This window comes from Enterobacter quasimori (assembly GCF_018597345.1).
GTDB classification, from domain to species: Bacteria; Pseudomonadota; Gammaproteobacteria; order Enterobacterales; family Enterobacteriaceae; genus Enterobacter; species Enterobacter mori.
This window is the reverse complement of sequence record NZ_JAHEVU010000001.1, coordinates 913,624-927,945: the sequence shown is the minus strand read 5'-3', so window position 1 is coordinate 927,945 and position 14,322 is coordinate 913,624. Positions and strand designations below refer to the sequence as shown.

Annotated in this window: 15 protein-coding genes, 2 tRNA genes and 1 other RNA gene; 9 read left to right on the top strand and 9 right to left on the bottom strand. The window is 55.1% G+C overall.

Going from position 1 to position 14,322, the window contains the following annotated elements:
• Window positions 1-5 precede the first annotated feature (5 nt).
• Entirely contained in the window at window positions 6-1,190 is a 1,185-nt protein-coding gene (locus KK102_RS04535) for a NupC/NupG family nucleoside CNT transporter (protein ID WP_216357046.1), read from the bottom strand.
• A gap of 251 nt (window positions 1,191-1,441) precedes the next feature.
• Here KK102_RS04535 and efeU point away from each other — a divergent pair, with 251 nt between their 5' ends.
• From efeU to phoH, 4 genes are all read left to right on the top strand, one after another.
• The gene (efeU, locus tag KK102_RS04530) at window positions 1,442-2,275 is read left to right on the top strand and encodes an iron uptake transporter permease EfeU (RefSeq protein WP_126543670.1); all 834 of its coding nucleotides are present in this window, start codon (window positions 1,442-1,444) and stop codon (window positions 2,273-2,275) included.
• A 40-nt stretch (window positions 2,276-2,315) separates the two neighbouring features.
• Window positions 2,316-3,443, top strand: coding sequence for an iron uptake system protein EfeO (gene efeO, locus KK102_RS04525; protein ID WP_216357045.1), 1,128 nt, complete (start codon window positions 2,316-2,318; stop codon window positions 3,441-3,443).
• A gap of 5 nt (window positions 3,444-3,448) precedes the next feature.
• On the top strand, window positions 3,449-4,732 hold the full coding sequence (gene efeB / locus KK102_RS04520) for an iron uptake transporter deferrochelatase/peroxidase subunit (RefSeq protein WP_216357044.1): 1,284 nt from the start codon (window positions 3,449-3,451) through the stop codon (window positions 4,730-4,732).
• Between the two features lie 499 nt (window positions 4,733-5,231).
• Complete coding sequence (phoH, locus tag KK102_RS04515) at window positions 5,232-6,020, top strand: phosphate starvation-inducible protein PhoH (protein WP_008503509.1); 789 nt, start codon at window positions 5,232-5,234, stop codon at window positions 6,018-6,020.
• Between the two features lie 217 nt (window positions 6,021-6,237).
• Here the strand turns inward: phoH and KK102_RS04510 are convergent.
• From KK102_RS04510 to KK102_RS04495, 4 genes are all read right to left on the bottom strand, one after another.
• A non-coding RNA gene (locus KK102_RS04510) (RtT sRNA) lies at window positions 6,238-6,375 on the bottom strand.
• A 44-nt stretch (window positions 6,376-6,419) separates the two neighbouring features.
• Window positions 6,420-6,507: transfer RNA gene (locus tag KK102_RS04505), tRNA-Ser, on the bottom strand.
• A 137-nt stretch (window positions 6,508-6,644) separates the two neighbouring features.
• A complete protein-coding gene (locus tag KK102_RS04500; protein ID WP_032638688.1) occupies window positions 6,645-7,322 on the bottom strand; it encodes an isochorismatase family protein in 678 nt (225 codons plus the stop codon).
• Between the two features lie 20 nt (window positions 7,323-7,342).
• The gene (locus tag KK102_RS04495; protein ID WP_216357043.1) at window positions 7,343-8,203 is read right to left on the bottom strand and encodes a pirin family protein; all 861 of its coding nucleotides are present in this window, start codon (window positions 8,201-8,203) and stop codon (window positions 7,343-7,345) included.
• Between the two features lie 109 nt (window positions 8,204-8,312).
• On the opposite strand from KK102_RS04495, the gene KK102_RS04490 reads away from it, so the two are divergent.
• Entirely contained in the window at window positions 8,313-9,218 is a 906-nt protein-coding gene (locus KK102_RS04490; protein WP_216357042.1) for a LysR family transcriptional regulator, read from the top strand.
• A 132-nt stretch (window positions 9,219-9,350) separates the two neighbouring features.
• On the opposite strand, the gene KK102_RS04485 is transcribed toward KK102_RS04490, so the two are convergent.
• A tRNA-Ser gene (locus KK102_RS04485) sits at window positions 9,351-9,438 on the bottom strand.
• A 232-nt stretch (window positions 9,439-9,670) separates the two neighbouring features.
• Here KK102_RS04485 and ghrA point away from each other — a divergent pair.
• The 4 genes from ghrA to KK102_RS04465 all read left to right on the top strand — a co-directional run bounded on the left by ghrA (window position 9,671) and on the right by KK102_RS04465 (window position 12,584).
• A complete protein-coding gene (ghrA, locus tag KK102_RS04480; RefSeq protein WP_126543676.1) occupies window positions 9,671-10,609 on the top strand; it encodes a glyoxylate/hydroxypyruvate reductase GhrA in 939 nt (312 codons plus the stop codon).
• Between the two features lie 84 nt (window positions 10,610-10,693).
• Window positions 10,694-11,431: a phosphatase gene (locus KK102_RS04475; protein ID WP_126543677.1), complete on the top strand. Its 738-nt coding sequence runs from the start codon at window positions 10,694-10,696 to the stop codon at window positions 11,429-11,431.
• A 19-nt stretch (window positions 11,432-11,450) separates the two neighbouring features.
• Window positions 11,451-12,005 (top strand): TorD/DmsD family molecular chaperone, encoded by a 555-nt coding sequence (locus KK102_RS04470; protein ID WP_216357041.1) that lies wholly within the window; start codon window positions 11,451-11,453, stop codon window positions 12,003-12,005.
• Between the two features lie 96 nt (window positions 12,006-12,101).
• Complete coding sequence (locus KK102_RS04465) at window positions 12,102-12,584, top strand: DUF1097 domain-containing protein (protein WP_126543679.1); 483 nt, start codon at window positions 12,102-12,104, stop codon at window positions 12,582-12,584.
• Between the two features lie 43 nt (window positions 12,585-12,627).
• Here KK102_RS04465 and csgG read toward each other — a convergent pair whose 3' ends face one another.
• Genes csgG through csgE form a run of 3 tightly spaced genes read right to left on the bottom strand, consistent with a single transcriptional unit; the run spans window position 12,628 to window position 14,320 of the window.
• Window positions 12,628-13,461, bottom strand: a complete 834-nt coding sequence (gene csgG, locus KK102_RS04460; RefSeq protein ID WP_010429561.1) for a curli production assembly/transport protein CsgG — start codon at window positions 13,459-13,461, stop codon at window positions 12,628-12,630.
• Between the two features lie 26 nt (window positions 13,462-13,487).
• Window positions 13,488-13,904 (bottom strand): curli production assembly/transport protein CsgF, encoded by a 417-nt coding sequence (csgF, locus tag KK102_RS04455; RefSeq protein WP_010429564.1) that lies wholly within the window; start codon window positions 13,902-13,904, stop codon window positions 13,488-13,490.
• A gap of 26 nt (window positions 13,905-13,930) precedes the next feature.
• A complete protein-coding gene (gene csgE / locus KK102_RS04450) occupies window positions 13,931-14,320 on the bottom strand; it encodes a curli production assembly/transport protein CsgE (protein ID WP_010429567.1) in 390 nt (129 codons plus the stop codon).
• Between the last annotated feature and the right edge of the window lie 2 nt (window positions 14,321-14,322).

Genomic DNA, 14,322 nt, shown 5'->3' with positions numbered 1-14,322 from the left:
TTGCATCAGAGCACCAACCCCGCAAAGCTCGCCGACAGCAGGCTCACCAGCGTTGCGCCGTACACCAGACGCAGACCAAACCGCGACACCACGTTACCCTGCTGCTCGTTCAGGCCCTTAATCGCCCCGGCCACGATGCCGATGGAGGCGAAGTTAGCAAACGACACCAGGAAGACGGACAAAATGCCCAGCCCGCGCGGGGACATCTGATGGGCGATTTTTTGCAGCTCGATCATCGCCACAAATTCATTCGCCACCAGCTTGGTCGCCATAATGCTGCCCGCATTTAAGGCATCGCTCAGCGGAATACCCACAAGCCATGCCAGGGGATAAAATACATAGCCCAGGATCTGCTGGAAGCTCATGCCAAATACGCTGGAGAAGAGGGCGTTAACGGCGCTAATAAGGGCAATAAAGCCAATCAGCATCGCCAGAATAATCATCGCCACCTTAAAACCGGCCAGAATATACTCGCCCAGCATCTCGAAGAAGCTCTGGGATTCATGCAGTTTTTCAAGCCGGATATCCGGCTCCGCTTCCGGGCGCGTCGGGTTGATGACCGTGAGAATAATAAAGGTGCTGAACATGTTCAGAATCAGCGCCGCGACGACAAATTTGGCGTCGAGCATGGTCATATAGGCACCGACAATCGACAGGGAGACCGTTGACATGGCCGTGGCCGCCATGGTGAACAGACGGCGAGAGGAGAGATCGCCCAGCACGCCTTTGTAGGCAATGAAGTTTTCCGACTGACCGAGGATCAGCGAACTCACCGCGTTAAAGGATTCCAGCTTGCCCATACCGTTCAGCTTTGACAGCAGCGTACCGATGACCCGAATAAAAATCGGCAGGATCCGCCAGTGCTGAAGAATACCAATCAGCGCGGAAATAAAAATAATTGGACACAGCACGCCGAGGAAAATGAACGCCAGCCCTTTTTCACCCATACCGCCAAAGACGAAATTCGTCCCTTCGGCCGCAAATTTAAGCAGCGATTCGAAGAAACCGGAGACGTATTTAATAATAAACAGGCCGCTTTCTGCATGCAGGAAAAAGAATGCCAGCGCGATTTCAATAACAATCAGCTGTAAAACAAAACGAATGCGAATTTTTCGGCGGTCGAAACTCACCAGCCAGGCAAGCGCAAGAATAATCACCAGCGCCAGCAGGAAATGGATAATCTTAAACATGGTTTATTTTCAGTTAGTTTTCGAGGCGGATATTTAGCCACAGCGCTGATTAACCGTAAACGGGCATTTTCGTTATAACTTATAAACGTAATCGTAACGGATGGAATTATTATCCTGCAACGCGGTTACAACTCGTCATCAAAAGGCCACATATTTCGCTTGTTTTTCTTCTTGCCGTAATGATAATCACTATCACAAGAATTTACCTTTCTTTGCATCAGTTGACCGCGATAAACATTTAAGGTGTCGGCATGTTTGTTCCATTTCTCATTATGTTACGTGAAGGCCTTGAAGCGGCCCTGATTGTCAGCCTTATCGCCAGCTATCTGAAGCGAACCCAGCGCGGACGCTGGATTGGCGTCATGTGGGTTGGCGTCTTCCTTGCCGCGGCGCTCTGCCTGGGCCTGGGTATCCTCATCAATGAAACCACCGGCGAATTCCCCCAGAAAGAACAAGAGCTGTTCGAAGGGATCGTCGCCGTGATTGCGGTGGTTATCCTCACCTGGATGGTGTTCTGGATGCGTAAAGTCTCCCGCAACGTGAAGGTTCAGCTGGAGCAGGCGGTGGACAATGCCCTGCAGAAGGGGAACAACCACGGCTGGGCGCTGATCCTGATGGTCTTTTTTGCCGTTGCGCGTGAGGGGCTGGAGTCGGTCTTCTTCCTGCTGGCGGCGTTTCAACAGGATGTGGGTATCTGGCCGCCGGTTGGCGCGATGCTCGGGCTGGCAACCGCCGTTGTACTGGGCTTTCTGCTCTACTGGGGCGGCATTCGTCTCAATCTGGGCGCCTTCTTCAAGTGGACCAGCCTGTTTATTCTGCTGGTGGCCGCGGGTCTGGCGGCAGGGGCGATTCGCGCCTTCCACGAGGCGGGCCTGTGGAACCACTTCCAGGACGTGGCGTTCGATCTCAGCAACGTTCTCTCCACCCATTCACTGACCGGCACCCTGCTTGAAGGTATCTTCGGCTATCAGGAAACGCCGAGCGTCAGCGAAGTGGCGATGTACTTTATCTATCTGGTTCCGGCGCTGGTGCTGTTCGCTATGCCGCCGCGTACCGGCACCCAGGCGACGCGCGTTGCGCCGTAATGTGTAATTTAGTTACAACATACTTTTAAAGGGAAGAGTCATGGCAATTCAGTTCCGTCGTAGTGCGTTATGCGCAGGCATTGCCGCGCTGTTCGCTTCTTCATTCTCTGCCTGGGGCGCTGATGTTCCTCAAGTCAAAGTGACCGTCAATGATAAACAGTGCGAGCCGATGACCATCACGGTCAACAGCGGCAAAACCCAGTTTATCATCCAGAACCACAGCCAGAAGGCGCTGGAGTGGGAGATCCTCAAAGGCGTAATGGTGGTGGAAGAGCGTGAAAACATCGCTCCTGGCTTCAGCCAGAAGATGACCGCCAACCTGCAGCCGGGTGAGTACGACATGACCTGCGGCCTGCTGACCAATCCGAAAGGCAAGCTGATCGTCAAGGGCAACGCCACGAAGGATGCCGCGAAGGGCGAAGCGCTGCTGAGCCTGGGCGAGGCCATCACCGCCTATAAAGCCTACGTCACCAAAGAGACGGCGGACCTGGTTGCGGGCACCAAAGCCTTTACCGATGCGGTGAAAGCCGGGGATATCGAAAAAGCGAAATCCCTGTACGCGCCAACCCGTCAGCACTACGAGCGCATCGAGCCGATTGCCGAGCTGTTCTCTGACCTGGATGGCAGCATCGATGCCCGTGAGGACGATTACGAGCAGAAGGCCGCCGATCCGAAATTCACCGGCTTCCACCGACTGGAAAAAGCCCTGTTTGGCGACAACTCCACCAAAGGGATGGAGAAATACGCCGAGCAGCTGAACGGCGACGTGCTGGAGCTGCAAAAGCGCATCAGCGAGCTGGCCTTCCCGCCGTCAAAAGTGGTGGGCGGCGCGGCCGGCCTGATTGAAGAAGTAGCTGCCAGCAAAATCAGCGGTGAAGAAGATCGCTACAGCCACACCGACCTGTGGGACTTCCAGGCTAACGTCGACGGCGCGCAGAAAATTGTCGATCTGCTGCGTCCTCAGCTGCAAAAAGAGAACGGCGAGCTGCTGGCCAAAGTGGATGCCAACTTCAAAAAAGTCGACACCATCCTGGCGAAGTACCGCACCAAAGACGGGTTTGAAACCTACGACAAGCTGACCGACGCTGACCGCAACGCGCTGAAAGGCCCGATCACCACCCTGGCGGAAGATCTCTCCCTGCTGCGCGGCGTTCTGGGTCTGGACTAAGCATAATGAACAAGCATGACGAGCACGACGTGGCGGAACCTTCCCGACGTCGTTTGTTAAAAGGGGTAGGGGCGCTGGGCGGCGCGCTTGCCCTGGCAGGCGGCTGCCCGGTGGCGCATGCGGCGAAACCGCAAAGCGCCCCCGGCACCCTGTCGCCGGATGCGCGCATGGAGACGCAGCCGTTTTATGGCGAGCATCAGGCGGGCATTCTGACGCCGCAGCAGGCATCTATGATGCTGGTGGCCTTTGATTCGCTGGCCAGCGATAAAGCCGATCTGGAACGCCTGTTCCGCCTGCTGACGACGCGCATCGCGTTTCTCACCGCGGGCGGTCCGGCACCGGAAACGCCAAATCCGCGTTTGCCGCCGATGGACTCCGGTATTCTCGGGGCGTTTATCGCCCCGGATAACCTGACCATTACCGTGTCGGTGGGCGAGTCGTTGTTTGATGAGCGCTATGGCCTGGCAAAACAGAAGCCGAAAGCGCTGCAAAAAATGACGCGCTTTCCAAATGATTCCCTCGACGCGGCGCTGTGCCACGGCGATCTGCTCCTGCAGATTTGCGCCAATACCCAGGACACGGTGATCCACGCCCTGCGCGACATCATCAAACACACGCCGGATCTGCTGAGCGTGCGCTGGAAGCGGGAAGGATTTATCTCGGACCACGCCGCCCGCAGCAAAGGGAAAGAGACCCCGGTGAACCTGCTGGGCTTTAAGGACGGTACGGCCAACCCGGACAGCCACGATAGCGCGCTCATGAAGGAGGTGGTGTGGGTCACTGCCGATCAGGGCGAACCGGCATGGGCGGTGGGCGGCAGCTATCAGGCGGTGCGGATTATTCAGTTCCACGTGGAGTTCTGGGACCGCACGCCGCTCAAAGAGCAGCAGACGATCTTTGGTCGGGATAAGCAAAGCGGGGCTCCGCTCGGTATGAAGAACGAGCATGATGTGCCTGACTACGCCCGCGATCCCAATGGCGATGTAATTGCGCTCGACAGCCACATTCGCCTTGCCAACCCGCGCACCAAAGAGACGCAGTCGAGCCTGATGATGCGTCGGGGCTACAGCTATTCGCTGGGCGTGACCAACTCCGGTCAGCTTGATATGGGGCTGCTGTTTGTCTGCTATCAGCACGATCTGGAGAAAGGCTTCCTGACCGTACAGAAGCGGCTCAACGGCGAAGCGCTGGAAGAGTATATTAAGCCCATCGGCGGCGGTTATTTCTTTGCCCTGCCTGGCCCGCGCGACCGGAACGCGTACCTCGCTCAAGGGCTGATCGAAGCCTGATAATCGTCCCTGCGATAGTTCGCGGGGACATTATTTTTTCATATGACTATCTTGTTGTTATATTTCTGTAATATTTCTATATAAGACTGAATCCACTGCAGGTGCAGTCTTAAAAGTTGCATTCAGGTAAAATAAATGTTGCATTTGTGATAACTCCTGATGTACTTAAGATAAGACAGCGGTAGTTCCCGGCAGTGATGCTGAATCACTATGGAGATCGCGAATGGTTGCGTCCTGTACTGGACAAGGTAAACATAACAACCGCAGCACCCGGCGCGGAGGCTCAGACTCCGGCAGCGATTTCCTCACCACTAAATTCTCCCCCATCCCTCAAGAATCTGATTCGACCGACGTGCAGAACGGTGCGCGTAGCTGTTCCGTATCGTCATCCGATAAAGCAAGCAATGGCTTACAAGGAAGCCAACCCTCTGATGTTCGTGCGCATAATCGTGCCGACGCTGGCGCGTGTGATGAATACCAACAACTCAAGGTGCTATCCATGGGAAGACAAAAAGCAGTGATCAAAGCTCGTCGCGAAGCAAAACGTGTGCTGAGACGGGATTCACGTAGCCATAAACAGCGTGAAGAAGAATCGGTCACCTCGCTTGTGCAGATGAGTGGCGTAGAAGCAATTGGCATGGCCCGAGACAGCCGTGATAATTCTCCAATTGTGGCGCGCAATGAGGCTCAGGCGCACTACCTGAATGCTATCGAGAGTAAACAGCTCATCTTTGCAACCGGTGAAGCCGGATGCGGGAAAACCTGGATCAGTGCAGCCAAAGCGGCGGAAGCGCTGATCCATAAGGACGTGGAGCGCATTATTGTTACCCGTCCGGTACTGCAGGCTGATGAAGATCTCGGCTTCTTGCCCGGTGATATTTCGGAGAAGTTTGCCCCGTACTTCAGGCCCGTCTATGACGTGCTGGTGAAGCGGCTGGGTGCATCCTTCATGCAGTACTGCCTGCGACCAGAGATTGGCAAGGTGGAAATCGCGCCGTTCGCCTATATGCGCGGACGTACATTTGAAAATGCGGTCGTTATTCTTGACGAGGCTCAGAACGTGACCGCAGCGCAAATGAAGATGTTCTTAACGCGCCTCGGGGAGAACGTGACGGTTATCGTTAACGGCGATATTACCCAGTGTGACCTGCCGTCCGGCGTGAAATCCGGGCTGAGCGACGCCATGTCACGTTTTGAGGAAGATGAGATGATTGGGGTGGTACGTTTCACCAAAGATGACTGCGTGCGCTCGGCGCTCTGCCAGCGCACGCTGCAAGCGTATTATTGAGTTTGCTGTTGCGTTCAAGGCCCGGGAAACCGGGCTTTGTTTTTTGTGCGGGCATGTTGTCGGGTGGCGCTGCGCTTACCCGACCTACAATACCCGTAGGCCTGGTAAGCGCAGCGCCACCAGGCATAAAGAGCGCAGGGAGTCTCAAGGTTCGAATCCCCTGGTGCGATCCAAAAGAAAAAAGCCCGTACTTTCGTACGAGCTCTTATCTTAAATATGGCGGTGAGGGGGGGATTGACTCGCTTCGCTCGCCCTGCGGGCAGCCTGTTCGCTACGCTCTCAGTCTGTCCAACTGGCTGTCGCCAGTTGTCGAACCCCGGTCGGGGATTCTCATCCCCCCGCAGGCGTGCAACATGCGAAAAAAAAGCCCGCACTTTCATGCGAGCTCTTCTTCAAATATGGCGGTGAGGGGGGGATTCGAACCCCCGATACGTTGCCGTATACACACTTTCCAGGCGTGCTCCTTCAGCCACTCGGACACCTCACCATATTGTTTTGCTGCCTGACCGCTTGGGGGGCAACGGGGCGCTACTATAGGGAGTTGCGCTAAAACGGTCAAGCAGATTTTCTCTATTCGTGTGCGTTCGGTTAAGCCTTAATCAGCTCTTGTCGCAGCACGGCTTATTAACGCTGTGAATCGAGCACTTCGCTGTTTTTCACCACTTCCTGTGCTTTGCCGTAGCTTTCGATCAACAGCTGATAAGCAGGGAAGATGTGGGTGTATACCTCAGCCCACTCGGCCGCGTCTTCACGATTCCATGTCCGCTGGATCTCAGAGGCCACAGCCGCCGTATCCATTGGCACCACGCCAGCCTGCACAACACGCGCCAGGGTGATCTCCTGGGCCATCTTGCTGTAGGTGCCGGAGGCATCAATCACCGCAAACACTTTATACCCATCCGCAACCGCGCTGATTGACGGGAAGGCCATGCAGACGCTGGTGATAGTGCCCGCGATAATCAACGTCTTACGTCCGGTCGCTTTTACCGCCGCAACAAACTCTGGGTTGTCCCAGGCGTTGATTTCACCTTTACGGGCAACATATTGTGCATGCGGCGCGTTAGCGTGGATCTCCGGGATCAGCGGTCCGTTCGGCCCCTGAGGTACGGACGCCGTAGTGATAACCGGGATCTTCGCCAGAGTAGCGATCTTCGCTAACGCCGCGGCACGAGCACGCAACTCCGGCATTGGCATGTCACCAACGGTCTGGAACAGACCGCTCTGGTGATCGATAAGCAACATCACCGCATCGTTAACATCAATAACCGGACGGGTGCCATTAAAATTAGCAGGTGTAGACATCTTCTTCTCCTTTATTACTTTCAGATCTGGCCGAAGCGGCCGGAGTTGAAATCACGAATAGCTTCCGCGATCTCGGTTTTAGTGTTCATCACAAACGGGCCATAGCCGACGATGGGTTCATTGAGCGGCGCGCCGGCCATCAGCAGCACTTTGGCATCGCTGCTTGCCTCAAGGTGCAGTTTGTCGCCTTCCTGACTCAGCACCACCAGCTGGGCTTCTCCCGCCTGAGCAGTGCCGTTCACCGTAACGTGACCTTCCAGCACCACCAGCGCCGTGCTCCAGCCTTCCGGCTGAGCGAGCGTAAGGTGGCTTCCCTGATTAAGGGCGAGATCCCAGACGTTCAGCGGCGAAAAAGTGTGCGCAGGGCCGGTAATATCGTCGTAGCGTCCGGCGATAACCCGTATCGTTCCGCCGTTGTCCGGCAGCGTCACCACCGGGATGTCGGCTTTCGTGATGCTCTGGTAGCCCGGCGTCGCCATTTTGTCTTTGGCCGGCAGGTTGACCCAAAGCTGCATCATTTTCAGTTCACCGCCTTTCTGCGAGAACGCGCTGGAGTGGAACTCCTCGTGCAGGATGCCTGCGCCTGCCGTCATCCACTGCACGTCGCCGGGGCCAATGACGCCACCTTTACCCGTGGAGTCGCGGTGCTCCACTTCACCGGAATAGACGATGGTGACCGTTTCAAAACCCCGGTGAGGATGCTGGCCTACGCCGCGTTTCGCGCCGTCTGCCGGAAAGGTGTACGGGCCCGCGTAGTCCAGCAGCAGGAACGGACTCAGCGGCTCGCCGTGGGTTTGATAAGAGAACATTGAACGGACCGGGAAACCATCGCCAACCCAGTGCTGACGAGGAGCGGTATAAACGCCTGTTACGTTTTTCATGATTTACTCCTGATGTTCTGTTGATGTAATTAGCTTATATTCAGAGTTAATGTCCCGGTAGATAGTGAAAATGGCATTCACTGTTCCTAAAATAGAACAATGAGGGTTTATGCAGGATCTCAATGACTTCGTCTGGTTTGTGAAGGTGGTCGACTACGGTGGGTTTGCGGCGGCGGGAAGGGCGCTTGACCAACCCAAGTCCAAACTGAGCCGCAGGATCGCGCAGCTGGAGGAGCGGCTTGGCGTACGGTTGATACAGCGCACGACGCGGCAGTTTACGGTGACGGAAGTGGGGCAGACTTTCTATCAGCACTGTAAGGCAATGCTGATAGAAGCAGAAGCGGCAGAGGAGGCCGTTGCTGCGCTGCAGGCTGAGCCGCGCGGCGTCGTCAGGATCACCTGTCCCGTCACGTTACTGCACGTCCACGTGGGACCGATGCTGGCGCGGTTTATGGCGCGCTACCCCGGGATTAATCTCCAGCTTGAGGCCACCAATCGTCGGGTCGATCTTGTTGGCGAAGGTATTGATGTGGCTATCCGCGTGCGTCCGCGTCCGTTTGATGACAGCGACCTGGTGTTAAGGGTGCTGGCTGACAGGGGGCATTGCCTGGTGGCAAGTCCGCAGTTGATTGAACGTATGGGTAAACCGCGAATGCCTTCCGAGCTCAGTGAATGGCCTGGATTAAGTATGGGGGCCGGTAAACAGGTGCATAAATGGGAGCTCAGTGGTCCAGAGGGGGCGAAAGCGGAGATCCACTACGCGCCGCGCTTTATTACCACCGACATGCTGGCACTGCGGGAAGCGGCGATAGCGGGCGTGGGCGTTGTGCAGTTGCCGATATTGATGGTGAAGGATCAGCTTGCGTCAGGTGAACTGGTACGGGTGCTGGACGCGTGGGAACCCCGACGGGAAGTGATTCACGCGGTTTATCCTTCGCGGCGCGGCATGCTGCCGTCGGTCAGGACGCTGGTGGATTTTCTGACTGAAGAGTATGCGAAGATGGTGGAAGAGTAGCTTTTTTGTAGGTCGGGTAAGCGCAGCGCCACCCGACATAAAGAGCGCAGGGAGTCTCAAGGTTCGAATCCCCCTCAGGCATGCAACATACAAAAAAAAGCCCGTACTTTCGTACGAGCTCTTCTTCAAATATGGCGGTGAGGGGGGGATTCGAACCCCCGATACGTTGCCGTATACACACTTTCCAGGCGTGCTCCTTCAGCCACTCGGACACCTCACCATATTGTCATCCCGTTGTTGCCGGGACGGGCGCTAATGTAAGGAAAAGCCGAACTGGCGTCAACCCACTTTTTCAGTAATTTAGCGTATTTAGACAAACTTCAGGCAACCTGACTCCTAAATGTGCACAAAGCGCCTCTTTTATCAGCAACGCGGTTTCCTGATAAATTTGTTATGCTGGCAATCCACTTGAAAATGAAAACAAAACAGCGCACTAAAAGGCAGGAATGACCATGGATATTCTCTTCTATCACCCTACATTTGATACCGATTACTGGATTAACGCACTTTCGGCGGCGCTGCCCGGCGCACGCGTACGCGAGTGGAAGCGTGGCGATAATGAACATGCTGACTATGCGCTGGTCTGGCACCCGCCAGTTGAGATGCTGCAGGGCCGCAGGCTGAAGGCGGTTTTCGCCCTGGGCGCGGGCGTTGATTCGATACTCAGTAAACTGAAAGCGCATCCAGAAATGCTGCCTGACAATATTCCGCTGTTCCGTCTCGAAGATACGGGGATGGGCCAGCAGATGCAGGAGTATGCCGTGAGCCAGGTGCTGCACTGGTTCCGCCGCTTCGACGATTATCAGGCCTTTAAACAGCAATCTCACTGGGAGCCGCTGCCGGATTATCGACATGAAGATTTCACCGTCGGGATCCTCGGCGCAGGTGTGCTCGGCTCAAAAGTGGCAGAAGCACTCGCTCCGTGGGGCTTCCCGCTGCGCTGCTGGAGCCGCAGCCGTAAGGATTATCCGGGCGTCGAGAGTTATGCCGGAACGGATGAGCTTCCTGCATTCCTGAAAGGGACACGCGTGCTTATCAACCTGCTGCCGAATACCGCCGAAACGGTGGGCATTATCAATAGCACTCTCCTGAACCAGTTATCCGAGCAGAGCTATTTGATGAACCTCGCGCGCGGGGTCCATGTCGTGGAAGGCGATCTGCTGAAGGCGCTGGACAGCGGAAAGCTGAAAGGCGCCATGCTGGATGTCTATAGCCGTGAGCCGCTGCCCGCGGAAAGCCCGCTGTGGGCGCACCCGCGCGTGGCGATGACCCCGCACGTGGCTGCCGTGACGCGTCCGGCTGAAGCGGTGGCGTATATATCGCATACCATCAGCGAAATGGAAAAGGGCAACCCGGTGACCGGGCAGGTCGACAGACAGCGCGGCTACTAACGGAAACCCGGCGTTCGCCGGGTTTTTGCTAATATTCGCCGCTGATAACTGCTATCCTTTGGAAAAACCGCAGAGGAGAGAAAGATGTATCCCGTAGACCTGCACATGCACACCGTCGCCAGCACCCACGCGTATAGTAACCTCCATGATTATATCGCCCAGGCTAAGCTCAAGGGCATCAAGCTTTTTGCGATTACCGATCATGGCCCGGATATGGCGGATGCGCCGCACTACTGGCATTTTGTGAATATGCGGATTTGGCCACGTCTGGTGGACGGTATCGGGATACTGCGCGGCATTGAGGCGAACATCAAAAATACCGACGGTGAGATCGACTGCACCGGCCCGATGGTGACCTCTCTTGACCTTATCCTTGCCGGTTTCCATGAGCCGGTCTTTGCGCCGCAGGATAAAGAGACCAACACCGCGGCGATGATTGCCACCATTGCCAGCGGCAATGTGCACATTATCAGCCACCCCGGTAACCCGAAGTATCCCATTGATATTCAGGCTGTCGCGCAGGCGGCAGCAAAACACCGCGTGGCGCTGGAGATTAATAACTCCTCCTTTGTTCACTCGCGTAAGGGCAGTGAAGCCAACTGTCGCGAAGTGGCGGCCGCCGTGCGCGATGCGGGCGGCATGGTGGCGCTCGGTTCGGATTCGCATACCGCGTTTACGCTGGGTGATTTCAGTGAGTGTATGAAAGTATTAAATGACGTTGATTTCCCGGAAGCGCAAATCCTGAACGTGACGCCACGCCGCATGCTCGATTTCCTCGAGTCGCGCGGAATGGAGCCGATTGCCGAATTTGCCGATCTTTAATTGTGTAATGGAATAAAAAATGAACGAGTTCTCCATCCTTTGCCGCGTGCTGGGTACGCTCTATTATCGCCAGCCGCAAGACCCGCTGTTGGTTCCGCTTTTCACGCTGATCCGTGAAGGCAAGCTGGCGCAGAACTGGCCGCTGGAACAGGATGATTTGCTGGAACGTCTGCAAAAAAGCTGCGACATGCAGCAGATTTCAACGGATTACAATGCGCTGTTTGTCGGTGACGAGTGCCGTGTTTCGCCGTACCGTTCTGCCTGGCAGGAAGGGGCGACGGAAGCAGAAGTGCGTGCGTTTCTCTCCGAGCGCGGGATGCCGCTGAGCGATACGCCGGCCGATCACATCGGTACGCTGCTGCTTGCGGCCTCCTGGCTCGAAGACAACGCCGGTGATGACGAAAATGAAGCCATCGAAACCCTGTTTGAAACCTATCTGCTGCCGTGGGTTGGGACGTTCCTGGGAAAAGTAGAGGCCCATGCAACCTCGCCATTCTGGAGAGCCCTGGCACCGCTGACGCGTGATGCGATTGCTGCGATGTGGGATGAGCTCGAAGAAGAAAATGAAGAGTGATTCGGATCACGAAAATCCTGCAACGATACATTTCAACTTGCACATAATGTGCTTCTGATCGCATTTCTATGGCGCGCTTCTGCTAAGATGCGCGCCATGAACATATTACTTTGTATTGCACTGACAACAGGCATTCTCTCCGGTATCTGGGGATGGGTGGCCGTGTCTCTCGGATTGCTTAGCTGGGCCGGGTTCCTCGGCTGCACCGCCTATTTCGCCTGCCCGCAGGGTGGCGTCAAAGGGCTATTCATCTCCGGATGTACCCTGATGAGCGGTGTGATTTGGGCGCTGGTGATCGTGAAGGGCAGCGCGATGGCGCCTCACCTGGAGATCCTGGGCTATGTCATGACGGGCGTGGTCGCATTTTTAATGTGCGTTCAGGCAAAGCATTTGCTGTTGTCGTTCGTACCGGGAACGTTCATGGGGGCCTGCGCGACCTTTGCAGGGCAGGGGGACTGGAAGCTGGTCGTTCCCTCGCTGGCGCTGGGACTTCTCTTCGGCTATGCCATGAAAAACAGCGGCCTGTGGCTGGCAGCACGACGAGAAAAAGCGCAAAACATCACCGCGGTGAGTGAATAAAAAAAGGCGAGACAGGGATCTCGCCTTTTTTATGCGCTTTCGATCAGGATTCCGGCGGCACCGACATATCGCGGTATTTGACCAGTACCGGGTTTTGCGCTTCTGATTTGTTCTGCAGATCCCACAGACCGCGATCGATACCATCGTTAATCAGGAAGATAACCCCGGTTTCGATAGCCGACATCAGACACAGCATCACCGGTTCGTTAGAGGTATACCCAATTTCACCCTCCAGCAAACGCTGGTAGTCGATGAAGCGGAATACCCCGGCCTGAACTTCATACGAGAGAATGGTTTTGCTGGTGTTCACGGAGGATAAGATCTCACCCGTGCTCACGTTAACCACGCGCAGGTTGACGGCAATCTGGTCGAGTTGATACTGGGTGTCAGCACCGATACCGAAGTAACGCGCACCTGCTCCCCCCGATTTCACGTTACTTTCGTAACCGATAATCGAGCCTTCAACCATGATATTGGCCGCGGTAAGCGACTGAAGTGGCATACGATTATTCACGCCAACGGTTCCGTTTTCCTGCGCGGCGCGGATGATTTTTCGTTCATTCAGCAGGTTTTGCAATCCCTGGCGTTCCAGAGGGATAAACCAGCGTGAATCCTTCAGGGCAGTGACCAGCATGGCGGTTGCGCTCTGCGGCACGGCCGTAGAGAAGTTACTCGCCGGATACGGTTTAAACTGTCCTGTTTCATCCTGAATGTTATATACCGAGACAAATATCTTACCGGTTGGTGTCGGCAGATGGGTTAAATCGCGGTAGCTTTGTGCCCGAGGCATTAATGTTGGCTTAGCGGCTTCTTTGGGTGGAGCAGTTAAACAACCGCTCAATAAGCACACTGCAACAATGATCAAAAAGCGCTGCATGATAATTGTCCTTATTTGGGGGTTGTTTAAAAATCAGTCGAACTGGTTTGCAAACCCGACACCTGGATTGTCGATGTTTTTCCGGTTTTGCGATCCGTTACGTTCAACTGAAGTTGCCCATCTTTGTTGGCGATATCGACGATAAAGTCGTTAGTCACCATGCGGCCGGGTTTACCGGTATTAATATTGGTTAATAAGCCACCTAATATTTGCGACTGGATGGCCTGGGTGAAGTTATCCAGCGCTGACGGGGTTTCGATACCGAAATCGTCGTCAAAGCTTGGGTCTTTGTAAGAGTTTTGAGCCTGGGCTTCGTTAAGCATGAATGCCCCGTTGTTCGGGTTGCCGCCAAAATTAGGGTTGCGGAACTGGAAGGTCATATTCCCGGCCCAGCTTAGCGGTGCAATGAGCATTAACGAAATCACTGTGTGTGCGAGACGCATTACAGCCTCCGAAATAAGTATCGTTGCTAGAACTCATCTTTTGCTAAATCGCCTGTACTCAGCAGGGCTTTATCTAACTGCAGACGATTAATAGCTTCTTCTGTTTGTGCCAGGGCAAAAGCGACGTTCTGATCGAAGTCTCTTTTGGTGGGGAACAGGAAGGTCTGGTAAATAACATCCTGATTGGCTGTTATTGTGATCCAGCTTCCCCACCGTGCACTGGGCCGTTCGTTGATTGTTAAGTTACCGGGGTAGTCACTTTCCCATTTATCGCTGAAGGCGCGGTAGAAATCGTGCCCGATAGATGTGACGGTGTGGTCGGTTAACAATCCGGGAACCTCAACTTCCACTGCCTGGAGGTTCCCGGCCGCAAGCAGGAAACCTGCTGCAGCAATCCAACTCAACGTGCGTTTCATGC